Source organism: Amycolatopsis sp. NPDC004169 (genome assembly GCF_040610315.1).
GTDB lineage: Bacteria > Actinomycetota > Actinomycetes > Mycobacteriales > Pseudonocardiaceae > Amycolatopsis.
The window spans coordinates 67,115-88,697 of sequence record NZ_JBEXMD010000008.1 but is presented as its reverse complement, the minus strand read 5'-3'; the positions used below and the strand labels follow the sequence as shown (position 1 = coordinate 88,697).

Genomic DNA, 21,583 nt, shown 5'->3' with positions numbered 1-21,583 from the left:
ACCACCCGATCGGGCACTGTCCCGTTCGACCGGACGCGCCTAGCGTGAGCCGTCTCCTTGGAAAATCCAGACAATGGCGTAACGAGGAGTATGCATGAGCGTTCCGGTGGCTCCGCGCCGGTGGCCTTTTCTCGGGCACACTCCGGTACTCCTGAGGCAACGCTTCGCATTCACCGACACATTGCCGGAGCACGGCGAGATCGTCAAACTCCTTCTCGGCCCGGCGCCCGTCTACTTCGTCACCAGCCCGCGATTGGCGCACGAAGTGCTGGTCAACGAGGGCCCGAAGTTCCGCAAGGGCGCCATGTTCGACAAGTTTCGGCCGTTCGTCGGAAATGGCTTGGTGCTTTCGAACGGGGACTTCCACCTCCGGCAGCGACGGCTGATGCAACCGGCGTTCCACCGCGAACGGCTGGCCGCCTACGCGGAGATCATGCGGCGCGCGGCCGCGGAACTGAGTGGCTCGTGGCATGCCGGTGAAGTGCGCCCGATCGACGACGACATGCAGAGCCTGGCGGTGACGATCGTCGGCGAGGCCCTGTTTTCCACCGAACTGGGTAAAGCGGCGATCGCCGAAGCGCGCCGGTCGATTTACGTGATCATCCAGCAGGGAATGATTCGCGCGTTGTCGCCGAAGTTCGTCGAAAAGCTCCCGGTGCCCGGCAACCGCCGGTTCGACGAAGCGATCGGCCGGATGCAGGCCATCGTGCTCGAGGTGATCCGCGACTGGCGGCGCGACGGCACCGACCGCGGCGACCTGCTTTCGACGTTGCTGCTGGCCGGGATGACCGACGAGCAGGCGCGGGACGAGGTGCTCACCCTGCTCACCGCGGGCATCGAAACGACGGCGCTGGCACTGGCCTGGACGTTCCACGAGCTCGGCCGGAACCCGGACGTCGAGGCGAAGGTGCACGCCGAACTCGACGAGGTGCTCGGCGAACACCCGGTCACCGTCGAGGACCTGCCCCGGCTGACCTACGTCCGGCAGGTGGTCGACGAAGTGCTGCGGCAGTACCCGCTCTGGATGCTGATGCGCCGCACCCTGACCGAAGTCGACCTCGGCGGCGTCCGGCTGCCGGAAGGCGCGGAGGTGATCGTCAGCCCGCACACGCTCCACCACGACCCGGCCTCGTTCCGCGACCCGGACCGCTTCGACCCGGACCGCTGGGCACCGGAGCGGGCGGCCGAGATCCCGAAGGGGGCGTTCGTGCCGTTCGGTGCGGGCACCCGCCAGTGCATCGGAAACCGCTTCGCCCAGAACGAAATCGTCATCACGCTCGCCACGGTGGCCGCCCGCTGGCGGCTGCTCCCGGTGGCGGGCAAGCCGGTCCGGGTGAAGTTCACCTCGGCCGCCTACCCCGACCGCCTGCCGATGACGGTGGTGCCCCGCTAGCCGCTCTGGCCACATCGTGGACAGTTCCCGGACAGTTGCCGACGATTCCCGCCGGTCGGCTCGACCGCGTACTACAAACGGGCCCCAGGGACGAGACCACCGGGGAGTGCGCATGCGGGTCGTGGCGGTCATGAACTACAAGGGCGGAGTGGGCAAGACGACGCTGACCGCGAACCTCGGCGCGGTCGCCGCGAGCCGCGGCCTGCGGGTCCTGCTCATCGACCTCGACCCGCAGACCAACCTGACGTTTTCGTTCTTCTCGATCGACGACTGGCACGAGCGGCTGGCGGACACCCGCACGATCAAGCAGTGGTACGGCGCCGAGATGCCCGGCCGCGACCTGCCGCTGGCGGACCTCGTCGTATCGCCGGAGCGGGTGAACAACGTCCTGGACGGCACCGGCGGACGGCTCGACCTGATCTCCTCCCACCTCGGCCTGATCGACATCGACCTCGAACTCGCCGCGCTGCTCGGCGGGACGACCACCCTCGACGGGTCGAAGCGGCGGTTCCTGGACCTGCACGGCTGCCTGCGGCAGGCGCTGGCGGACAGCTCCTTCGCCGGCTACGACCTGGTCCTCATCGACTGCGCCCCGAACTTCGGCCTGGTCACCAAGACGGCGATCGTGGCGAGCGAGCGGATCCTCGTCCCGGCGAAGGCGGACTACCTGTCCACCCTCGGCCTGGACTACCTGGTGGGCAACTGCACCGGCCTCGTCGAGCAGTTCAACGACTTCGTCCACCACAAGGGCGGCAGCCGGGACCACGAACCGATCGAGCCCGGCTTCCTCGGCGTGGTGTTCACCATGGCGCAGGTCTACGCCAAGCGGTTGATAGCCGCCCAACAGCGCTACGCCGACGAAGTGCAGGCGAACTCCAAGGTTCCGGTGCTGAAGAGCTACATCCGCAACAACACCAACCACTTCGGGGACGCCGGCGAGAGCGGGGTGCCGGCCATGCTGCGCGCCACCGGCCGCGACGAGGTCGTGCAGGAGTTCGACGGGTTCACCGACGAGGTCCTCGGCGCCCTTTCGCTTTCCGGAGACCGCCGGTGAACGGCCTGAAGCGGCTCGCCGCCCTGCAGGAACGGGTGTACGAGTTCCTGGCGCAGCAGGACGAGGCCACGCTGGAGGCACTCCTCGACGGCTCGGCCCAGCTGACGGTGACCGGGCTTCCCGAGGATCTGTCGAAACTGAAGGTGGGAGAACTGAAGGCGCTGGCCAAGAAACGCGGATTGCGCGGGTACAGCAAACTCCTCAAGGCCGAACTCATCGACTGGCTCCTCGGCCACCGCGCCGCCGCACCCCCGGCCGAGCCGCCGCCCGCACCCGCCGCCCTGCGGCCGGTCGTCACCGCACCGGCGGCCCCGGCTCCGCGGCCGGTCCCCGCTCCTCAGGCGGTGACCGCGCGACCGGGCGTCGACGCGGCCGCCATCGCCGTCCACCTGCGGGAAACCGACACCGAAGAGGAAGGCGCGGTCTACCTCGAAGCGCAGCGCCTCGACCGCGACAGCCTGCTCGCCGTCGCCACCGAGCTGCAGCTCACCCGGGTGGACCGCCTGAGCCAGAAGGAACTGAAACGGCGGATCCTCAAGCAGGCCATCGGCGCCCGGCGCAAGTTCGCCGGGCTGCGGAAGTGGTGACCGGCGACGGCCGGTCGATGTACCTGATCGACGGCCGCCGCGTCACGGTGCCGGACCTGCTGGAAGCCCGTCTGCTGGCGCCCGGGGCGAAGCTGCGGTTCGAGCGCAAGCGCATCGGGGCGGCCTTCGACGCGACCGTCACCGACCGGGGCCGGATCCGGCTGGAGCCCGACGGCGAGGAGTTCCGCTCGCCCTCCCGCGCGGCGATGGTGGCCGCGGGGATGCGCGCGGTCGACGGGTGGCGGGCCTGGGTGGTGGTGGCCGAGGAGCGCCTGCTGGACTCGGTCCGCCAGGAGTTCCTCGACCGGACGGTCTCGACGGCCGGCCGTCAGCTCGGCGACCAGCGCGTCCACGAGCGCCTGCGGCAGGCACGCACCCGCGCCGACCAGGGTGATCCCGAGCGGATCACGGTCCGCGAGCTCCTCAAGTTGTGGGGCGTGACCGACCGCGGCGACCAGGTCGGCCGGATCGAAGCGGGCCTGGCCAACCACGGCCTGGTGACCTCGCCGGGCTTCCGCGCGGTCACGCTCGACACCGTCGTCACCCTGACCACGCCACCGGAGGAGCCCGAGGAACCGGCGGCGCCCGACGTCCTGCCGGCCACCGAAGACGACGAAGGTGGTGGCGACCTGGACGTCCGCCTGACCGTGGGCAACCTGAAGCCGGTCGAGGGCCTGGCGTCCGTCGGGCCCAACAGCTCGATCGAGGAAGCGATCACCACGATGCTCCTCAACGACTTCTCGCAGCTGGCCGTGCTCAGCGGCCCGCGCAACCCCCGCGGAGCCGTGACGTGGCGCTCGATCGCCCAGGCCGTGCACCACAAGCCAGGGGCGGGGCTCGCCGACGCGATCGTCCACGCCGAGGTCGTCGCCTACGACCGTGACCTCTTCGACGTCCTCCCCACCCTGCAGCAGCGGGAGTTCGTGCTCGTCACCAACGAAAGCCGGGCTGTCGAGGGCATCGTCACGACGGCGGACGTCGCCCGCCGCTACGGCGAGATGGCCACGCCGTTCTTCCAGCTGGGCGAGCTGGACCAGACGCTGCGCTGGATCATCCGGTGCACGCTCGACCTCCCGGCGGTCCGGCCCCTGTGCGGCAGGCCGATCGACAGCTTCGACCACCTGGCCTTCGGCGACTACCAGCGGATCCTGGAGAACAAGGACGCCTGGGACCGGATCGGCTGGCCACTGGACCGGCCGGCGTTCATCGCCCGCCTGGACGAGATCCGGCGGATCCGCAACAGCGTGATGCACTTCCACCCGGACGCGGTCTCCGAAGACACCGTCGAGAAGCTGCGGCACTTCACCAGCCTGCTGCACCGCTACCGCACGCCGGCTTAGCCGCCCGGCCCGCACCCTCGCAGAATGGGCGACCGGCGGACTTCGCGAAGGTCACCGCATCCGCGGATCCTGCGACGGATCGGCGTACATCGGCGGACACCCGTGGTCGACAGCTTCGGGCCGCAGTTCGAAGTGCCACGGTTCGTTGCGGTAGATCCGGCACAGCCCGTACCGGGCACCGTGCTCGGCGAGCCACGTCCGGGCGGCGGGCGGCCCGATGTCGACCGCCTGCCCCCGCACGTGCGCCGAGCGGTCCGGCGTCGTCACCCAGCGGGCCGCCGCCGCTTCCGAGCCGTGCTGAGCGATCCCCTGGCGGCGGAGCTGTTCCTGGTACGCCCAGGATCGCCAGCCCCCGTTGACGACGAACACCACGCCGTCGGCGGCGGCGTCCGCCGCGGCCCGGCGGAGGGCGTCGAGCAGGGCGGGATCGAGGTTGGCGACGGCCGGGGAGTCGTCGAAGACCGGCAGGCCGTCCGGGACGGCGCCGTGTCCCCGGCCGAGCGACGTGCGTTGGCTGGAGGTCATGGCGGCCAGTCAAGGCCGCGCGGTGTTGCCGTCGCGTACGCGCTTTCCGATATGCGGCCGATATGCGGCCGCTCGTAGCATCGGGAAGGTGCGTGTGCTGATCGTCGAGGACGAGCCCTACCTGGCCGACGCCATCCGCGACGGCCTCCGGCTGGAGGCCATCGCGGCGGACACCGCAGGCGACGGCGACACCGCGCTGGAGCTGCTGAGCGTCAACACCTACGACATCGCCGTGCTGGACCGCGACATCCCCGGCCCGTCCGGTGACGAGATCGCCCGGCACATCGTCGCCTCCGGCAGCGGGCTGCCGATCCTCATGCTCACCGCCGCCGACCGGCTCGACGACAAGGCCACCGGCTTCGGCCTCGGCGCCGACGACTACCTCACCAAGCCGTTCGAGCTGCGCGAGCTCGTCCTCCGGCTGCGGGCCCTCGACCGGCGGCGCGCGCACAACCGGCCACCGGTGCACGAAATCGCCGGCCTGCGGCTGGACCCGTTCCGCCGCGAGGTCTACCGCGACGGCAAGTACGTGGCCCTGACGCGCAAGCAGTTCGCCGTCCTCGAAGTGCTCGTCGCCGCGCAGGGTGGGGTGATCAGCGCCGAGGAGCTGCTGGAGCGGGCGTGGGACGAGAACGCGGACCCGTTCACCAACGCCGTGCGCATCACGGTTTCCGTGCTCCGCAAGCGCCTCGGCGAGCCGGGGATCATCGCGACGGTCCCCGGCGTCGGCTACCGCATCGACACCGGCGACGACGGCCGTGGCTAGGGAGCCGGGGCTGAGCGCCCGGCTCAAGCTCACCCTCAGCTACGCCGGGTTCGTCATGCTCGCCGGCGTCCTGCTGATGGCCGCGGTGCTGGCCTTCTACCTGTACTTCCTGCCCAACGGCTGGATCACCACCGAAGGCGACTTCTGGATCAACCGCGGGCGGCTGGTGCGCGCCTTCGTCCCGTTCATGGCCGTCGTGCTCGTCTTCCTGCTGGTGTTCGGCCTGCTCGGCGGCTGGGTGCTGGCCGGCAGGATGCTCGCGCCGCTGACCCGGATCACCGACGCCACGCGCATCGCCGCGGACGGCTCGCTGTCGCACCGCATCCGGCTGCCCGGCCGCGCCGACGAGTTCCGCGAGCTCGCTGACGCCTTCGACACCATGCTCGCGCGGCTCGAGACGCACGTCGCCGAGCAGCGCCGGTTCGCCGCCAACGCGTCCCACGAGCTGCGCACCCCGCTGGCGATCACGCAGAGCCTGCTCGACGTCGCCCGCAACGACCCCGAGCGCACGACGGACGAACTCGACGAGCGCCTGCGCGTGGTCAACACCCGCGCGATCGAGCTGACCGAAGCCCTGTTGCTGCTCAGCCGCGCCGAGCAGCGGGCGTTCAACCGGGACGACGTCGACCTGTCCCTGGTCGCCGAGGAAGCCGCCGAAACGCTCCTGCCCCTGGCCGAAAAGCGCGGCGTCACGGTCGAGACGTCCGGCGACGCCGCGCCCGCGTTCGGCTCACCGGCGCTGCTGCTGCAGCTGACGACGAACCTGGTGCACAACGCGATCGTCCACAACCTGCCCGAGCGGGGCGCGGTGCGGGTCACGACCCGCGCCGAGGCCGGGACGGCGGTGCTCACCGTCGAGAACACCGGCGAGCACCTCGCACCGGCCCTGGTCGCGACCCTCGCCGAACCGTTCCGGCGCGGGACCGAGCGCATCCGCAGCGACCAGGCCGGGGTGGGCCTCGGCCTGGCCATCGTCAAGAGCATCACCCAGGCCCACGACGGGACGCTCACGCTGACCCCGCTCCAGGAGGGCGGCCTCCGCGTCACCGTGCGGCTGCCGGCCTACGCGACGGGGAAATCGAAGTACGTGTCCGGGTAGGGCTCGTCCTTCAGGCCGTAGTGCCACCATTCGCGGTCGTACGCGGCGAACCCGCACCCCTCCATGATGGACCGGAGGCAGGCGCGGTTCGCGGACTCGGCCGGCGGCACCCCGCGCGCGCCGTGGTGCGACACCGGGTCCATCAGGTCGTGGCCACCGCCCATGGCCGCGAGTTCCCCGGAACCGAGGTGGTAGAGCGTCAGGTCGACGGTGCTGCCCCGGCTGTGCCCGGACCTGGCGGCGACGTACCCCTTGGCGAACATCCCGGACCGGTCGAGGTTCGGGTAGTGCCACAGTTTCGTCCGCCCGTCTTCGGGCTGGTCCACCCAGCGCAGGAAGCAGTCCACGGCGCGTTGCGGACGGTAGCCGTCCCACAGGAGAAGGCCGAAACCGAGCGACGCGGCCTTCTCCTGCGCCTCCCCCAGTGCGGCGCACAGGGTGCGCGTGCCGGCGATCCGGTTGACGAGGTAGCCGTCGACGGGCTTGCCGGTGAAGTTGTCCCAGGTGGCGTACTTGGCGTCCCAGCGGATGCCGGGCACCAGCTCGTCCACGAAGGCGAAGTCGTCGTTCATCGGGCCGTGGCCAGCGAAACGAGCCGGTCGATCAGCGCGGGGAGCGGCACGCCGGCGGCGGCCATCATCCTCGGGTAGCGGCTGTACGACGTCAGGCCGGGCAGGGTGTTGACCTCGTTGAGGACGACGGTGCCGTCTTCGGTGAGAAACATGTCGACGCGGGCCAGCCCCTTGCAGCCGAGGGCGCGGTAGATGGCTTTCGCCGTCTCCTGGACGCGTGCCCGGGTGTCCGCCGGGATGTCGGCGGGCACGATGGGTGTCGAGTTCTCGGAGCCGGTTTCGGGCTCGTCCTCCTGGTGGATCCGGAAGAAGCCGTGGGAGAGGGCGATCCGGTCGACCTCACCGGTGAACAGCTCCTGGTCGTTCCCCAGGACGGCGCACCCGACCTCGCGGCCGGCAACGGCCTCTTCGATCAGCACCTTCGAGTCGTACTGCGCGGCGGCCCCGATGGCGGCGGCCAGCTCTCCCTCGTTCGCCACCTTGCTCACGCCGAAGGACGAACCGGACCGGGCCGGCTTCACGAACACGGGGTAGGTGAGCCCGTCGACCTCGTCGCCGGGCCGCACGGTCCGGAAGTTCGGTGTGGCGATGCCCGCGCTCGCGACGACGACGTAGGCGAGGGATTTGTCCATGCACAGAGCGGAACTCGGGACGTCACAGCCGGCGTAAGGGATTCCGGACAGCTCCAGCAGGCCCTGCAGAGCACCGTCTTCGCCGAGTTTGCCGTGCAGCACGGGCAGCACCACGTCCAGGCCGATCGTCTCGTACTTGCCGTCTTCGAGGACCAGCAAGCCGGGCACGCTCCGATCCGGCGACAGCACGACCGTCCGCCCGGCTTCCCAGTCCCCTTCGGGGCCGTCGCAGAGCTTCCAGGCGCCGCTCTTCGTGATCCCGATCCAGAACGCTTCGTACTTCCCGGTGTCGAGGTGCCGCGCGACCTCCTGCGCGGACTTGACGGAGATCGGGTGTTCTTCGGAACAGCCCCCGAAGACGATCCCGACCTTGAGCCTATCCATGCCGTTCCCCGCTTTCGAATGCCAGGCAGTTGATGATGGAGTTTTCGACGGTGTCGCTGAGCGCGTGGTCGGTGTAGTACGCGGTGTGCGGGCTGATGAGCACGTTCGGCAGCTTCTGCAGCTGCACCAGCAGTTCGCTCCCGACCGGCCGATCACGGCAGTCGGCGTAGAAGATGCCTTCTTCCCCTTCGACGACGTCCAGCGCGGCCCCGCCCAGCCGGCCGTTTTCCAGCGCCGCGACGAGCGCCTCGGTGTCGAGCAGGGGTCCCCGCCCGGTGTTGACGACGAACGCGCCGGGCTTCATCAGCTCCAGCCGCCGTCGGTCCAGGAGGTGGTGCGTTCCGCTGTCGAGCGGCGTGTGGAGGGTGACGATGTCGCTCACCCGCACCAGGTCGTCGAGCTCGACGTACTCGATGCCGGCCCGGGGGCGGCTGTCGTGGGCGACGACGCGGGAGCCGAACCCACGCAGCCGGTCCACGACCGCGGAGCCGATGCGCCCGGTGCCGACCACGCCGACGGTCAGGTCACGCAGTTCCCTTCCCCGCACGTCGTTCAGCCGGTAGTCGTGCTCGTCGGCCCGGCGGATGACGGACTTGGCGTCCCGCACGAGCATCAACATCAGCATCAGCGTGTAGTCGGCCACGCTGTCGGGCGAATAGGCCACGTTCCCGACGGAAATGCCGACACTCTGGGCGTAGCCGACGTCGATGTGGTCGAAGCCGACGCTCCTGGTGGAGACGTAGGAGACGCCGACCCGGCTGAGCGCGAGAAGAGTCTCGTTCGGGAGCGCAGTCTTGTGACCGACGCTGACGCACCGGCTGCCGGAGGCGAGCTCGACGTTGGCCTCGGACACGGGCGCGTCCGTGATGACCGGCGTCACGCCGAACCGAGGCGCCAGCTCCCGGAACAGCACGGCCTCATCGGGCGCGCACCCATAGACCGTCATCCCGAGCGCCGGTTCGTTCATGCCGCCCAGTCAACGGAATCCGGCGTTGCCGGCACGTATGCGCTTTTCGATACACCGAGGATAAGTTACCGATCAGTAACTATGCGCGGGCTCAGGGCTTCCGCGCCACGCCCGCGTAGATCAGCTGGTTCCACTCCGGATCCTCGGCGATGTCGGTCGGCCCGGCCGGCCGCCAGGTGCCGCAGCCCACCAGGCCCGGCTCGACCAGCACCAGGTCGCCGAGCAGGTCCAGGATCTCGTCGTGGGACCGGGTGTGCGGCACCTCGCCGCGCCGCTGCGCCATCTGGTCGCTGGCCACGGCGAACGACTCCTGGTGCGCGTCGGACGTGACGTGGGTGAAGGCGACCAGGCTGCCCGGGGCCAATGGTTCCCGGTAGGCGCGCACCAGTCCGGCCGGGTCGTCTTCGTCGGGGATCCAGTGCAGCAGCAGCATGCACAGCAGGCCCACCGGCTCGGAGAAGTCGATCAGCCGCCGGACCTCCGGGCTTCCCAGCACCCCGGCGACGTCCCGCACGTCCGCGTGCAGGACCGCGGTGCGGTCGTTGCCCGCCAGCAGCAGCTCGCTGTGCGCGACCGCCACCGCCTCCTTGTCGACGTAGACCACCCGGGCCTCGGGGAGTTCCCGCTGGGCGATCTCGTGCACGTTGCCCACGGTGGGGATGCCCGCGCCCAGGTCGAGGAACTGGCGGATGCCCTGCGCGAGCATGAAGCGCACCGCGCGGCGGAGGAAGGCGCGGTTCAGCCGCACCGAATGCCGGATCCAGGGCAGCGTCCGCTCGAGGTGGTCCGCGGTGCTGCGGTCGGTCTCGAAGTTGTGGCTGCCACCGAGCCAGTAATCGTAGATCCGGGCGACGTTCGGTGAGGTCACGTCCACTCCGGCCGGGATCCAGTCCCGCGTACCCACCATTGCGCACCTCATCGGGTTCGGAAGCCGGCACAGCATACCCACTCCACCGATAGTGGCCTAATCCGTCAATCGTGGTTCATCTTTACCCAATCGGGTGCTGTCGGCTCGACGGAATGGGCCGTAGGGTGACGACCTTCCTGATTCCCGCCTATACCAAGGAGTTCTCGTGCCCGTCCGGGTGGCACCCGGCCGATGGCCTTTGCTGGGACACACACTCGCACTGGTCCGCCGTCCCGTTCCGTTCACCGCGGGACTGCGGGAACACGGCGATGTGGTCAAGCTTTCAATGGGACCACTTCAAACGTATTTCCTCACCAATCCGGAACTCGTTCACCGCGTGCTGGTGACGAATGGATCAAGCTTCGGCAGCGGGATCATGTTCCGCAAATTCCGCCCGTACGCGGGCAACGGCCTCGCGTTGTCCGACGGCCCGTTCCACCGCAGGCAGCGCAAGCTGATGCTGCCGGCCTTCGACCAGCGGCACCTGCACCGCTACGCCGAGATCTGGGTCCGGGCGACCACCGCACTGGCCGAGTCCTGGCGGCCGGGCGAGGTGCGGCAGATCGACGCGGACATGCAGGCACTGGCCATGACCAACGTGGGCGAGGCGCTGTTCGGCACCGAGCTGGGCGAGGAGGCGATCCGCGAGGCCCGCCGCTCGATCCCGCTGGTCATCCGGCTGGGCATGTACCGGGTGCTCTCCCCGGGCTGGGTGGAGAAGCTGCCGGTCAACCGCCGCTTCGACCAGGCCACCGCGCGGATGACGGCCGTGGTGCACGAGCTGATGGCGGGCCGCGACGCCGACACCGACCACGGCGACCTGCTGTCCACGCTGCTGCTGGCCAGGGACGCCGAGACCGGGGAGCGGATGACCCGGGAGCAGGTGCACGACGAGGTGATGACCCTGCTCACCGCGGGCACCGAGACCACCGCGCTGATCCTGGCCTGGGCCTGCCACGAGCTGGGGCACCACCCGGGCGTGGCGGAACGGGTGCGGGCCGAGGTGGACGAGGTGCTGGGCGGGCGCCCGGTGACCTTCGACGACCTGCCCGCACTCGCCTACACCGGGCAGGTGGTCAGCGAGGTGCTGCGGATGTACTCGCTGTGGATCCTGATGCGCCGGACCGAGCAGGAGCTCGACCTCGGCCCCGTCCGGCTGCGGCCCGGCGACGAGGTGGTGTTCAGCCCGCTCGCCCTGCACACCGACCCGCGCTACTGGGACCACCCGGAGGTGTTCGACCCGGACCGCTGGACCACCGAGCGGGTGCGCTCGCTGCCGCCGGGGGTGTTCATCCCGTTCGGCAACGGGATCCGGCAGTGCATCGGCCACCTGTTCGCGCGGGCCGAGGTGGTCATCGGCCTGGCCACGATCTTCGCGCGGTGGCGCCTGGAACCGGCGGGCCCGGTCCGGGTGCGGTACACCACGATCGCCTGCCCCCGCGGCCTGCCGATGACGGTGCGCCCGAGGGATTGACTGCCCTGCAACGGAATACGGAGATTCTTGTGCGTTCGTTCGTGCGCCGCCTCACCGCCGCGGCCGTGTCCCTGCTGTGCACCGGCACGGTGCTCACCCCACCGCGGGCGTCCGCCGCCGAGGCGGCCTGCCAGGACCTGAACATCCCCGTGTCACTGGTGGACGTGCCCCTGCTCGGGCTCAAGGACCAGACCATGTACGGAAGACTGTGCGTCCCCCCGGGCGGCAGCCGGACCCTGCAGCTGCTGGTCCCGGGCGGGACGTACAGCTCGGCGTATTACGACCCGCCCGGCCTGCCGGACACCCGATCGTTCCGCAAGGCGGTGAACAACGCCGGCTACGCGACACTGGCGGTGGACCGGGTCGGCTCGGGCCGCAGTTCGAAGCCGCTGAGCGAGCTGCTGACCGCGACCGCCCAGGCGAACGTGGTGCACCACGCCATCCAGGCCATGCGCACCGGCGCGGTGGGGCCGAGGTTCGAGAAGATCGTCCTGGTAGGACACTCACTGGGCTCGGCAACAGCGATCATCGAGTCGGCGACGTTCCGCGACGTGGACGGCGTGGTGGTAACGGGGTTCACCCACCACGTCGCCCCGCTGACGGTGATGCCGACGCTGGCCGCACTGAGCCCGGCGGCCCTGGACCCGAAGGAGTCCAAGGTGGTCGGCTTGGACGCGGGCTACCTGACAACGCTGCAGGGGATGCGCTACGCCGCATTCCACAGCCCGGGGCCGTACGATCAGCAGACGATCGACGCGGACGAGGCAACCAAGGACCTGATAGCCCCCGGAGAGATCATCGACGCAGTCCTGATCGGCTTGGTCCTCCCTTACAGCAGAAGGATCAACGCACCGGTACTGCTGGCCATGGGAGAGAAGGACAACGTGTTCTGCGGCCCCCTGGCCACAGACTGCTCAACGGCAGAAACCCTGCGCCAGTCCGAAACAGCCTCCTACGCACCCGAGGCGCACTTGCGAACATTCGTGGTGCCGGACTACGGCCACTCAATCAACTTCGCCCCCAACGCCCCCCTACTGCACACGGCGGTAACCACCTGGACAAACGAGATGATCGGCCACTGACCAACTTTCAGCCAGAGAACAAAGGCAACCACGCCGGGGGTCCAGGGGGCGGAGCCCCTTGGCGGGGGTTTGGGGGTCCGACCCCCAAAAGACACAACGAAGTGAGCCCTGTTTGCGCTTTCCGCAAACAGGGCTCACCTACGAACGAGTGGAGCTGAGGGGAATCGAACCCCTGACCTTCTCGATGCGAACGAGACGCGCTACCAACTGCGCTACAGCCCCTTGGTTGTGCTCGTAGAGCTTAGCAGTGCCCTACGAGCACCTCGCGCAGGGGGGTCACTCTCCGACCGCCCGGCGGTAAGGCCCGGTCCCGGGCTCGTCGAGCTCCTCGAACGCCGGGTCTTCGTCGTCGAGGTCGACGACGACGGCGCTGCGGCGGACGCGGGATGTCGGGGACGGCCGGCGCTCGACCACCTCGCGGCGGACCGGCTCGACGACTTCGACGTCTTCCGGTTCCGCGTGGTCCTCTTCTTCCGGCAGAGGAGCGGACGTGCGCCGAGGCGCGCGGGTGCTGTTGAAGCGGGCGAGCCGGCGCTGCCGGATCTCCTCCTCGATGCGCACCTGACGGCGCAGGTACACGAGGTACCCGACGAGCACGACGTCGACCACGCCGTGGCCCCACCAGGCCAGCGGGACGAGGAAGCCGGCCACGACGCCGGTGATCACCGCGATCAGGAGCAGGATGACGACGACGCGCTGCCGGAAGCCGTACTTCGCGCGGGCCGCGATCTCGGCGGCCTCGGGGTCGAAGCCACCGCGGCCGGGGCGGTAGCCCGGCCGGTCGCGTTCGGCCCGTGAACCGCGTTTCGGCTGCGGGAGCGGGTCCGGTTCGGGTTCCGGCTCGTCGACGTCGTCGTCGAGCTCGAGCTCGGCTTCCAGCTCAGCGAGGTCGTCCTCGACCGATGGCCGGGACTTCCCGGGATCGTCGGACATGGCGAATTCCTCCCGGTCTTCGTTGCGTCCACTGCGCACGACCCTGGCCGCGAGCGCCGAGTCGGCCGTTCTCGCGACCTGCTGCCGCCGTCGCGCGACCATGGGCACGAGTACGACGAGCCATGCCGCGGCGAGCGCGACGATGATCACGGAGCTGGGCATCTCCCGTCACCTCCCCCGATCCTTCCACCACGAATCACGTTAGTCACAGGAGTAACAGATCGGGCGCAGACTCGCCGGGTTCGATCACGGAAAAGCCTCACCGGATTAGGTGAAACTCACAGCATGTGGTAACGCGGCTACGGACCCGGGTGGGTAATCACGTTCAGGCGTAGTCCGCGCGGCCCGCGGCGACCAGCCGCGACACCAGGCCGACCCCGGTTTCCTCGCGGGTCAGCGCGTAGCAGTAGTGGTCCCGCCAGCCGCCCGCAACGTCGAGGTAGCGCTCGAAAAGCCCCTCGCGCCGGTAGCCGGCTTTGGTGAGAACTCGCAGGCTGGCGGCGTTTTCCGGGCGCACGGTGGCCTCCAGCCGGTGCAGCCCGGCCGAGCTGAACGCGTGGTCGGTGACGAGCGCGACGGCGGCCGTCGCCACCCCGCCGCGGACCACCTCGGACGACACCCAGTAGCCGATCCAAGCCGACCGGAGCGACGCCCGGATGACGTTACCCACAGTGATCTGCCCCGCGAGACGACCGTTCAGGGTGATCGTGAACGGGAGACACTGACCACGCCGAGCGAGCGACCGCAGAGCCGCCCACTGGGAAGGCCACGACCAGAAGGCGTTGCGTTCGGGCCACGGCCCGACACCGGTGGGCTCCCACATTTCGAGGTGCGCGCGGTCCCGGAGCCGGATCCGGCTCCATTCGCCGGCGTCGCGCAGCCGCACCGGCCGGATCGCGACCTCGCCCGCGGGCACCCGCAGCGGGCCGAGCCGAGCCGGCCAGCCCGGGTGCCTGCTCTCGACCGGATAGGACACGCCCGACACGGAGTTCATCAGGCCCGTTGCGCCAGGAAGGTGACTTGGACCTGGTCGCCCGCGGCGACTTCGGTCAGCTCTTCCGGCACGTTGATCAGGCAGTTCGCTTCGGCAAGCGACGCGAGCAGGTGCGCCCCGGACTGGCCGAGCGGCTGGACCAGGTACTCGCCGTTGGCCTCGTCGCGCAGCAGCTGGCCGCGGAGGAAGCCGCGCCTGCCCTCGGTCGAGGTGATCGGCGACAGCAGCCGCGCGCCGACGATCCGCCGGTGCGGGTTGCGGGTGCCGCGCGCCGCGCGGATCAGCGGCCGCACCAGGACCTCGAACACCACCAGCGCGCTCATCGGGTTGCCCGGGATGAGGAACGTCGGCACCGAGTCGGGGCCGAGCCTGCCGAACCCCTGCACCGAGCCCGGGTGCATCGCCACCCGCGTCATGTCGATCCGGCCGAGGTCGGACAGCGCGGCGTGGACCTCGTCGCCGGTGGCGCCCCCGGCGCCGCCCGCGACCACGACGATCTCCGACATCAGCAGCCGGCCTTCGACGACCTCCCGCAGCCGCTTCGGCTCGCTCGGCACGATGCCGACCCGGCTGACCTCGGCGCCGGCGTCCCGGGCGGCCGCAGCCAGCGCATAGGAGTTGACGTCGTAGACCTGCCCGACCGAGGGCGTCCGGTCGATGTCGACCAGCTCGTCGCCGACCGACACGATCGAAACCCGCGGCCGCGGGTAGACGAGGACCTTCGCCCGCCCGACCGCGGCCAGCAGCCCCACCTGGGCCGAGCCGATCGTGTCGCCGCGGCGCACCGCGACGTCCCCGATCTGGACGTCCTCGCCGGCCCGCCGCACGTACCCCGCCGACGGCACCGAGCGGTGCACGGTCACCTTCGCCTGGTGCCCGTCGGTGTAGGCGAGGGGCACGACCGCGTCGGCCAGCGTCGGCAGCGGCGCGCCGGTGTCGACCCGGACGGCCTGGCCCGGCTGGAGCCGCCGCGGCTGGCGCGAGCCCGCCGCGATCTCCCCGACGACCGGCAGCTGCACCGGCTCCTGCCCGGCGTTGCGCACGTCGACGCTGCGCACCGCGTACCCGTCGATCGCGGCCTGGTCGAAGCCGGGCAGCGCGTGCTCGGCGACCACCTCCTCGGCGCAGAGCAGGCCCTGGGCCTCGGAGATCGCCACCCGCACCGGCTGCGGCCGGACGGCCGCGTCCAGTGTCATCGCGATCTGCGCGTCGACCGAGCGGAACTCGGCCTCGTCCCCGGCCACCTCGGGCCGCGCCGCGTCGAGGGATTCCGTCATGGGCGCTCTGTCCCGATCCGTTCCGTCAGCCACGCCCGTAAAGATGGACCGTACTCGGGCGTTTCAAGCGCGAAATCGACCGCGGCACGCAGGAAACCACCCGGATTCCCCAGGTCGTGGCGTCCACCGCGGTGGACGACGACGTGCACGGGGTGTCCTTCGGAGATCAGCAGGGCGACCGCGTCGGTCAGCTGGAGCTCGCCGCCGCTGCCCGGGGTGATCCGCTTGAGCGCGTCGAAGATCGCCCGGTCGAGCAGGTACCGCCCGGCCGCGGCGTAGGTCGACGGCGCGTCCTCCGGCTTCGGCTTCTCGACCATCCCGTGCACGCGCTTGACGTCGTCATCGCCGGTGTCGCTGACGTCGAAGACGCCGTACGGCGAGATCTCGGCCTTGGGGATGTCGAACGCGCAGAGCACGCTGCCGCCGAACTCGGCGCGGACCGCGCTCATCTTCTCGAGCACGCCGGTCGGCAGCACGAGGTCGTCGGGCAACAGCACGGCGACGGCCTCGTCGTCCGGGCGCAGGTTCGGTTCGGCCTGCGCGACGGCGTGGCCGAGGCCGAGGGCCTGCTCCTGGATGGCGGTTTCGACGGCGAGCAGCTCTGAGCCCCGGCGCACCTTCTCGAGCAGGGCGGTCTTGCCCTTGCTCTCGAGGTTCTGCTCCAGCTCTGGCTGCTTTTCGAAGTACCGGACCACGGCGTCCTTGCCCGGCGAAGTCACGATCACCAGGCGTTCCGCGCCGGCGGCCGCGGCCTCGGCGGCGACCAGTTCGATGCCGGGGGTGTCCACCACCGGCAGGAGCTCCTTGGGCACGGCCTTCGTCGCCGGGAGGAACCGTGTCCCGAGGCCGGCGGCAGGCACGATGGCGGTTCTGAACGTCTGGGTGGTTGCGGCGCCCGTCATGGGCGCAGAGCCTAACGTGAGGTCATGCACGCGCTGGGCAATGAGCACCTGAGCAAGGCGGAGTGGCGTGACCGGGTGACGCGCGCCCGGGCGGAGCAGGCAGCCGAATCACACGCCCGGGAGGCGTCGGCGCTGGTCACTGCGGTGTCGAAGGTCACAGCGAGCACGGTCTGCGCGTACCTGCCGTTCGGCACCGAGCCGGGCACGACGGCGTTCGTCGACGCGCTGGTGGCCGCCGGCGCGCGAGTGCTGCTGCCGGTCATCGTGTCGCGGACGGATCCGCTCGACTGGGCCGAGTACACGGGCGAGGCCGACCTGGTGCCCAGCCGGTTCCGCGGCATCCGCGAGCCGGGCGGGAAGCGCCTGGGCACCGATGCCGTGGGGGCGGCGGAGCTGGTGCTGGTGCCCGCGCTGGCCGTGGACCACCAGGGCGTCCGGCTCGGCCGCGGCGCCGGGCACTACGACCGCTCGCTGGGGTCCGCCGCGCCCGGCGCCGCGCTGCTGGCCGTGGTCAGGGACGAAGAGCTGGTCGAACGGCTGCCCGGGGAGCCCCACGACGTGCGCATGACCGGGGCCTTGACACCGGGTCGGGGCGTGGTCGAACTGCCGGTGTGAGCAACCAGGAATTGCCTTCCGGGAAGGTTTTCCCGCACAATCGGGTTAGCACTCAGGTCGGATGAGTGCCAGCAAAGGAGCCGTCAGTGCCTACGTACCAGTACGCCTGCAAAGAATGCGACCACCGGTTCGAAGCCGTGCAGTCGTTCTCGGACCCCAGCCTGACCGTCTGCCCGCAGTGCTCCGGGGCGCTGCGCAAGGTCTTCAGCTCGGTCGGCGTCGTCTTCAAGGGGAGCGGGTTCTACCGCACGGACTCCCGCGACTCGAGCAAGTCGAGCACCGCGGCCGCCCCGGCGAAGACCGAGACCAAGACGGAGTCGAAGTCCGACACGAGCTCGGCATCCTCCTCTTCGACCACGACGAAGACGACCGCCGCGGCCTCCTGACCCGGAGGTTATCCACAACACCCCGGTTGTCCACAGATGCCGGACGAGACCCTTTCGACGGTCCGTCCGGCTTCCCTAACGTCGATCTCGTGCAGCACACCGCCGCACCAGATCCGGCCGAGGGGACCCCATGGACATCCTGTCGAAGCTCCGCCCGTTCGACCCGACCCGGCTGCAGAGCCGGCGGACGCGGCTCATCCGCCGCTGGCTCGCCGCCGGCCTGCTGGTGCTGGGCGGCCTGCTCCTGGCCCACCCCGGCCTCGCGCGAGGCGCACCGACCGTCCTCGCGGCCCACGACCTCCCGCCCGGCACGACGCTGAGCGCTGCGGACGTCCGGCTGGCCGACATCCCCGACGAAGCACGTCCAGCGGGCGTACTGACGTCCCTAGACTCCGTCGAGGGACGCCTGCTGTCGGGCGCTGTGCGCTCCGGTGAGCCACTGACCGACGTCCGCCTGGCCACGGCACCCACAGCGGTGGATCCGGGCACGGCAACCGTCCCGGTCCGGCTGGCCGACGAGGCCGTGGCTGAACTGCTCCAGCCCGGCCAGCAGGTCGACATCATCGCTGCTCCGGACCAAGCAGCTCCCGCTTCGGTGCTGGCTGCCGGGGCGACAGTGGTGACGATCGGCCATCGGCAGCCGGCCACCCCCAAGGGGCCGCTGGTCCTGCTCCGCCTCCCGGAGGCCTCCGCGACCCGGGTGGCGGCAATTTCCCTGGAGCGTCCGGTGACAGTCACTCTTCGCTAGCCGCCGACCGACCGGCCGCGATCCCCGCCACGGCTGACCCCGGTACCGCGACCGTGCCGGTCCGGCTGGCCGGATCAGCGTCGCCAGAGCAGACAGCGCGTGCTCCCACGCGACAGCGGCGCTCTTCGCCAGCCATCAACCACCGACCGACCGGCGGCGATCCCCGCCACGGGCAAACCGGTAGGGCGGCCGTCCCGGTCCGGCTGGCCGGATCAGCGTCGCCGGAGCCGGCAGCGCGTGCTCCCACGCGACAGCGGCGCTCTTCGCCAGCCATCGACCACCGACCAACCGGCCGCGACCCCCACCCCGGGTTACCCCTGAAGGCGACCATCCAGGCCCGACTAGTCGACTCAGCCTCGCGCCGGCAAGCAGCTCCTGCCCGCGCAGCCCAGGCGCCAGCCGAACACCGAAACCAACCATCCCGAGGGCGGTGATTTCACTGAAGCGTCCGGTAACGGTTACTCTCCGCTAGCCCACACCCGCCAAGACGGGCCGGGCGTCCCCTTCCCGGTTCCTGGCTTCATGAGGAGAGCAAAGGTGTTCAAAGGCTTCAAGGACTTCCTGATGCGCGGCAACGTCGTGGACCTCGCCGTGGCGGTGGTCATCGGCTCGGCGTTCACGGCGATCGTCACGGCGTTCACCAACGGCCTGATCAAGCCCCTGATCAGCACGATCGGCGGCACGGACGCGGCAAACGGCCTCGGCTACCAGATCTTCGACAACAACAAGGCGACGTTCCTGGACTTCGGCAGCGTCATCAACGCGGCGATCAACTTCGTGCTGGTCGCGGCGGTCGTCTACTTCGTCATCGTGTTGCCGGTGAAGAAGGTCCAAGAGCGCCGCAAGCGTGGCCAAGAGCCGGGCCCGTCCGAGCCGACGGACGTGGAGCTGCTGACCGAGATCCGCGACCTGCTGCGCGCCCAGCAGACCCAGCAGTCCCAGCGTGGAACCGACCTCGACTGACGAGGTCAGCGGTCGTGGTGCGGAGGCCGGTTCTCCCGGTACCAGTCATCCGGGAGACCGGAGCGCCGCTCCGGGTCGCGTTCGTCGGAGGTCGTCTCGGGCAGGACGTCCCCGAAGATCTCGTCGACCCGGCGGCGCTGCTCGCTGCTGGTCTTGGGGTCGCGCTGCTGTCCGGCCATACCCCCAGTGTCCCACGACGCGATGTTTGACAACTCCAGAGCGAAGCCCGGAGTGACCATGTGTCACCCCGGGCCCGGCAAAGCGGAGATCAGACCTCTTCGAGGCCGGAAAGCTCGTCGATCACGTGCGGAACGAGCGAGGTCAGCGTCGCCATCCCGTCGCGGACCGCGGACCGCGAGCCGGCGAGGTTGACCACCAGGGTGCTGCCCGAAACCCCGGCGAGCCCCCGCGAGATCCCCGCGTCGACCGCGCCGGCGGCCAGCCCGGAGGCGCGGATGGCCTCGCTGATGCCCGGGATCGGCCGGTCGAGCACACCGGCGGTGGCGTCCGGCGTCCGGTCGCGCGGCAGCACACCGGTGCCGCCGACGGTGATCACCAGGTCGGCGCCGCCGATCACGGCGGTGTTGAGCGCGTTGCGGATACCCGCGGTTTCGGCCTCGACGACCACGACACCGTCGACGATGAAGCCCGCTTCTTCGAGCAGCTCCGTGACCAGCGGGCCAGTGGTGTCCTCGTGCTCGCCGTGCGCCACGCGATCGTCCACGATGACCACGAGGGCCCGGCCCAGCCGTTGTGCACTCCGTTCCATGGCGCCCACCGTAGCCGGTTTGCGTGGCCGGGCGCCGGGAGGTGCCGGGCGAGTCCTGACGATTCGGTGACGTGCCGCGGCGAGCCCCCGCGGACCCCGCCGAAGCCCCCTAGCGTGGCCGGTGTGCGCGTACTGGTCACCGGCGGAGCCGGGTTCATCGGGTCCCACATCGCCGACCTCCTGGCCGACGACGGCGACGAGGTCGTGGTGCTGGACAACCTCCTCGCCACGGCCCACGGTTCCCGGACCCCGCCGCCGTACACGGGCCGGCACCGTTTCCTGCGCGGCGACGTCACGGACGCGGAGATCGTCGCGGAGCTGCTGGACGGCGTCGACGCGGTCTGCCACCAGGCGGCGGTGGTCGGCCACGGCATCGACCCGTCCGACGCCCCGTCGTACGCGCTGCACAACGACTACGGCACGGCGGTGCTGCTGGCCGGAATGCATGCGGCCGGCGTCCGGAAGCTGGTCCTGGCGTCTTCGATGGTGGTTTACGGCGAAGGCCGCTACGCGTGCCCGGAGCACGGCGTGGTGGCCCCATCGCCCCGCCGCCAGTCCGATGTGGACGCGGACCGGTTCGAGCCGCGGTGTCCGTCGTGCGAAGCGGAGCTGAGCTGGCAGCTGGTGCCCGAGGACGCTCCGCTGAACCCTCGCAGCACGTACGCGGCGACGAAGCTGGCCCAGGAACACCTGGCCGGTGCCTGGGCCCGTCAGACGGGCGGCACGGTGTGGGCGATGCGCTACCACAACGTCTACGGCCCGCGGATGCCGCAGAACACGCCGTACGCGGGAGTCGCGTCCCTCTTCCGTTCGGCTCTGGTGCGGGGCGAAGCGCCGCGCGTGCTGGAGGACGGCCGCCAGCAGCGCGACTTCGTCCACGTCCACGACGTGGCCAGGGCGAACGTCCTGGCCCTCCGGACAGCGGGCCCGGCGGCCGACCTCACCCCGCTGAACATCTGCTCCGGCATCCCCCACACGGTCGGCGACCTGGCAACGGAGCTCGCCCGAGCCTGCGACGGCCCGGCCCCGGAGGTCGTGGGCGGCGCCCGCCCCGCCGACGTCCGGCACGTGGTGGCCGACCCCGCCCGCGCCCGCAAACTGATCGGCTTCACCGCGGAGATCGGCTTCGAGCGGGGCATCGCCGACTTCGCGACGGCGGAACTCCGGGAGCCGGTCTCCCCCTGACGGCCCGGCCCGCGGCGAGCACCCCGACC

General features: G+C 70.5%; 24 protein-coding genes and 1 tRNA gene. 13 read left to right on the top strand and 12 right to left on the bottom strand.

What is annotated here, in order from left to right; translation table 11 throughout:
- The first annotated feature begins 94 nt into the window (after positions 1-94).
- The 4 genes from ABZX11_RS13265 (at position 95) to ABZX11_RS13250 (ending at position 4,374) form a co-directional block, all read left to right on the top strand.
- Positions 95-1,393, top strand: coding sequence for a cytochrome P450 (locus ABZX11_RS13265; protein WP_176174761.1), 1,299 nt, complete (start codon positions 95-97; stop codon positions 1,391-1,393).
- Between the two features lie 112 nt (positions 1,394-1,505).
- Positions 1,506-2,447 (top strand): AAA family ATPase, encoded by a 942-nt coding sequence (locus ABZX11_RS13260; RefSeq protein WP_176174760.1) that lies wholly within the window; start codon positions 1,506-1,508, stop codon positions 2,445-2,447.
- Positions 2,444-3,034, top strand: coding sequence for a hypothetical protein (locus ABZX11_RS13255; protein WP_354912843.1), 591 nt, complete (start codon positions 2,444-2,446; stop codon positions 3,032-3,034). Before ABZX11_RS13260 ends, ABZX11_RS13255 begins: the two co-directional genes overlap by 4 nt.
- The gene (locus tag ABZX11_RS13250) at positions 3,028-4,374 is read left to right on the top strand and encodes a CBS domain-containing protein (protein ID WP_354912841.1); all 1,347 of its coding nucleotides are present in this window, start codon (positions 3,028-3,030) and stop codon (positions 4,372-4,374) included. The genes ABZX11_RS13255 and ABZX11_RS13250 overlap by 7 nt, the downstream gene beginning before the upstream one ends.
- 51 nt (positions 4,375-4,425) lie before the next feature.
- Here the strand turns inward: ABZX11_RS13250 and ABZX11_RS13245 are convergent, their stop codons facing one another.
- On the bottom strand, positions 4,426-4,899 hold the full coding sequence (locus tag ABZX11_RS13245) for a D-alanyl-D-alanine carboxypeptidase family protein (RefSeq protein WP_354912839.1): 474 nt from the start codon (positions 4,897-4,899) through the stop codon (positions 4,426-4,428).
- Positions 4,900-4,987: 88 nt separating this feature from the next.
- Between ABZX11_RS13245 and ABZX11_RS13240 the strand changes: the two genes are divergently transcribed.
- Positions 4,988-5,665, top strand: a complete 678-nt coding sequence (locus tag ABZX11_RS13240; RefSeq protein ID WP_176174757.1) for a response regulator transcription factor — start codon at positions 4,988-4,990, stop codon at positions 5,663-5,665.
- Positions 5,658-6,764 (top strand): HAMP domain-containing sensor histidine kinase, encoded by a 1,107-nt coding sequence (locus tag ABZX11_RS13235; protein ID WP_354912837.1) that lies wholly within the window; start codon positions 5,658-5,660, stop codon positions 6,762-6,764. The genes ABZX11_RS13240 and ABZX11_RS13235 overlap by 8 nt, the downstream gene beginning before the upstream one ends.
- On the opposite strand, the gene vanX is transcribed toward ABZX11_RS13235, so the two are convergent.
- The 4 genes from vanX to ABZX11_RS13215 all read right to left on the bottom strand — a co-directional run bounded on the left by vanX (position 6,728) and on the right by ABZX11_RS13215 (position 10,226).
- The gene (gene vanX, locus ABZX11_RS13230) at positions 6,728-7,336 is read right to left on the bottom strand and encodes a D-Ala-D-Ala dipeptidase VanX (RefSeq protein ID WP_354912835.1); all 609 of its coding nucleotides are present in this window, start codon (positions 7,334-7,336) and stop codon (positions 6,728-6,730) included. The genes ABZX11_RS13235 and vanX overlap by 37 nt on opposite strands.
- Positions 7,333-8,352, bottom strand: a complete 1,020-nt coding sequence (gene vanA / locus ABZX11_RS13225) for a D-alanine--(R)-lactate ligase (protein ID WP_354912833.1) — start codon at positions 8,350-8,352, stop codon at positions 7,333-7,335. The genes vanX and vanA overlap by 4 nt, the downstream gene beginning before the upstream one ends.
- Entirely contained in the window at positions 8,345-9,319 is a 975-nt protein-coding gene (locus tag ABZX11_RS13220; protein ID WP_354912831.1) for a D-isomer specific 2-hydroxyacid dehydrogenase family protein, read from the bottom strand. Before ABZX11_RS13220 ends, vanA begins: the two co-directional genes overlap by 8 nt.
- Positions 9,320-9,410: 91 nt before the next feature.
- A complete protein-coding gene (locus ABZX11_RS13215) occupies positions 9,411-10,226 on the bottom strand; it encodes an SAM-dependent methyltransferase (protein ID WP_176174754.1) in 816 nt (271 codons plus the stop codon).
- Between the two features lie 166 nt (positions 10,227-10,392).
- Here ABZX11_RS13215 and ABZX11_RS13210 point away from each other — a divergent pair, with 166 nt between their 5' ends.
- Entirely contained in the window at positions 10,393-11,700 is a 1,308-nt protein-coding gene (locus ABZX11_RS13210; protein WP_354912828.1) for a cytochrome P450, read from the top strand.
- A gap of 29 nt (positions 11,701-11,729) precedes the next feature.
- Positions 11,730-12,782, top strand: a complete 1,053-nt coding sequence (locus ABZX11_RS13205) for an alpha/beta hydrolase (protein ID WP_354912826.1) — start codon at positions 11,730-11,732, stop codon at positions 12,780-12,782.
- A 149-nt stretch (positions 12,783-12,931) separates the two neighbouring features.
- Here the strand turns inward: ABZX11_RS13205 and ABZX11_RS13200 are convergent.
- The 5 genes from ABZX11_RS13200 to ABZX11_RS13180 form a co-directional block, all read right to left on the bottom strand.
- Positions 12,932-13,004 (bottom strand) — tRNA-Ala (locus ABZX11_RS13200).
- A 54-nt stretch (positions 13,005-13,058) separates the two neighbouring features.
- Positions 13,059-13,877, bottom strand: coding sequence for a gephyrin-like molybdotransferase receptor GlpR (gene glpR, locus ABZX11_RS13195; protein WP_176174743.1), 819 nt, complete (start codon positions 13,875-13,877; stop codon positions 13,059-13,061).
- A gap of 163 nt (positions 13,878-14,040) precedes the next feature.
- Positions 14,041-14,709: a GNAT family protein gene (locus tag ABZX11_RS13190; protein ID WP_354912824.1), complete on the bottom strand. Its 669-nt coding sequence runs from the start codon at positions 14,707-14,709 to the stop codon at positions 14,041-14,043.
- Complete coding sequence (gene glp, locus ABZX11_RS13185; protein WP_176174741.1) at positions 14,709-15,986, bottom strand: gephyrin-like molybdotransferase Glp; 1,278 nt, start codon at positions 15,984-15,986, stop codon at positions 14,709-14,711. Before glp ends, ABZX11_RS13190 begins: the two co-directional genes overlap by 1 nt.
- Positions 15,983-16,888 carry a UTP--glucose-1-phosphate uridylyltransferase gene (locus tag ABZX11_RS13180; protein WP_176174740.1) on the bottom strand — a complete coding sequence of 302 codons (906 nt, stop codon included), beginning with the start codon at positions 16,886-16,888 and terminating at the stop codon, positions 15,983-15,985. The genes glp and ABZX11_RS13180 overlap by 4 nt, the downstream gene beginning before the upstream one ends.
- 24 nt (positions 16,889-16,912) lie before the next feature.
- Between ABZX11_RS13180 and ABZX11_RS13175 the strand changes: the two genes are divergently transcribed.
- The 4 genes from ABZX11_RS13175 (at position 16,913) to mscL (ending at position 19,600) form a co-directional block, all read left to right on the top strand.
- Positions 16,913-17,503 (top strand): 5-formyltetrahydrofolate cyclo-ligase, encoded by a 591-nt coding sequence (locus ABZX11_RS13175; RefSeq protein WP_354912821.1) that lies wholly within the window; start codon positions 16,913-16,915, stop codon positions 17,501-17,503.
- Positions 17,504-17,589: 86 nt separating this feature from the next.
- Positions 17,590-17,889: an FmdB family zinc ribbon protein gene (locus tag ABZX11_RS13170; protein ID WP_176174738.1), complete on the top strand. Its 300-nt coding sequence runs from the start codon at positions 17,590-17,592 to the stop codon at positions 17,887-17,889.
- Between the two features lie 130 nt (positions 17,890-18,019).
- Complete coding sequence (locus ABZX11_RS13165) at positions 18,020-18,637, top strand: SAF domain-containing protein (protein ID WP_354912819.1); 618 nt, start codon at positions 18,020-18,022, stop codon at positions 18,635-18,637.
- A 537-nt stretch (positions 18,638-19,174) separates the two neighbouring features.
- Positions 19,175-19,600 (top strand): large-conductance mechanosensitive channel protein MscL, encoded by a 426-nt coding sequence (mscL, locus tag ABZX11_RS13160; protein WP_176174736.1) that lies wholly within the window; start codon positions 19,175-19,177, stop codon positions 19,598-19,600.
- Between the two features lie 5 nt (positions 19,601-19,605).
- On the opposite strand, the gene ABZX11_RS13155 is transcribed toward mscL, so the two are convergent.
- Both ABZX11_RS13155 and ABZX11_RS13150 read right to left on the bottom strand, forming a co-directional pair.
- Entirely contained in the window at positions 19,606-19,779 is a 174-nt protein-coding gene (locus ABZX11_RS13155; RefSeq protein ID WP_176174735.1) for a hypothetical protein, read from the bottom strand.
- Between the two features lie 89 nt (positions 19,780-19,868).
- On the bottom strand, positions 19,869-20,369 hold the full coding sequence (locus ABZX11_RS13150; protein WP_013230045.1) for a molybdenum cofactor biosynthesis protein B: 501 nt from the start codon (positions 20,367-20,369) through the stop codon (positions 19,869-19,871).
- Positions 20,370-20,492: 123 nt separating this feature from the next.
- Here ABZX11_RS13150 and ABZX11_RS13145 point away from each other — a divergent pair, with 123 nt between their 5' ends.
- The gene (locus ABZX11_RS13145) at positions 20,493-21,554 is read left to right on the top strand and encodes an NAD-dependent epimerase/dehydratase family protein (protein ID WP_354912816.1); all 1,062 of its coding nucleotides are present in this window, start codon (positions 20,493-20,495) and stop codon (positions 21,552-21,554) included.
- Positions 21,555-21,583: the final 29 nt, after the last annotated feature.

Coding starts and splice junctions, on each gene's coding strand:
- vanA (WP_354912833.1), bottom strand. CDS start 8,352: ATGGATAGGCTCAAGGTCGGGATCGTCTTCGGGGGCTGTTCCGAAGAA.
- glp (WP_176174741.1), bottom strand. CDS start 15,986: ATGACGGAATCCCTCGACGCGGCGCGGCCCGAGGTGGCCGGGGACGAG.
- ABZX11_RS13150 (WP_013230045.1), bottom strand. CDS start 20,369: ATGGAACGGAGTGCACAACGGCTGGGCCGGGCCCTCGTGGTCATCGTG.
- vanX (WP_354912835.1), bottom strand. CDS start 7,336: ATGAACGACGACTTCGCCTTCGTGGACGAGCTGGTGCCCGGCATCCGC.
- ABZX11_RS13220 (WP_354912831.1), bottom strand. CDS start 9,319: ATGAACGAACCGGCGCTCGGGATGACGGTCTATGGGTGCGCGCCCGAT.
- ABZX11_RS13265 (WP_176174761.1), top strand. CDS start 95: ATGAGCGTTCCGGTGGCTCCGCGCCGGTGGCCTTTTCTCGGGCACACT.
- ABZX11_RS13245 (WP_354912839.1), bottom strand. CDS start 4,899: ATGACCTCCAGCCAACGCACGTCGCTCGGCCGGGGACACGGCGCCGTC.
- ABZX11_RS13175 (WP_354912821.1), top strand. CDS start 16,913: ATGCACGCGCTGGGCAATGAGCACCTGAGCAAGGCGGAGTGGCGTGAC.
- ABZX11_RS13260 (WP_176174760.1), top strand. CDS start 1,506: ATGCGGGTCGTGGCGGTCATGAACTACAAGGGCGGAGTGGGCAAGACG.
- ABZX11_RS13155 (WP_176174735.1), bottom strand. CDS start 19,779: ATGGCCGGACAGCAGCGCGACCCCAAGACCAGCAGCGAGCAGCGCCGC.
- glpR (WP_176174743.1), bottom strand. CDS start 13,877: ATGCCCAGCTCCGTGATCATCGTCGCGCTCGCCGCGGCATGGCTCGTC.
- ABZX11_RS13215 (WP_176174754.1), bottom strand. CDS start 10,226: ATGGTGGGTACGCGGGACTGGATCCCGGCCGGAGTGGACGTGACCTCA.
- ABZX11_RS13190 (WP_354912824.1), bottom strand. CDS start 14,709: ATGAACTCCGTGTCGGGCGTGTCCTATCCGGTCGAGAGCAGGCACCCG.
- ABZX11_RS13165 (WP_354912819.1), top strand. CDS start 18,020: ATGGACATCCTGTCGAAGCTCCGCCCGTTCGACCCGACCCGGCTGCAG.
- ABZX11_RS13180 (WP_176174740.1), bottom strand. CDS start 16,888: ATGACGGGCGCCGCAACCACCCAGACGTTCAGAACCGCCATCGTGCCT.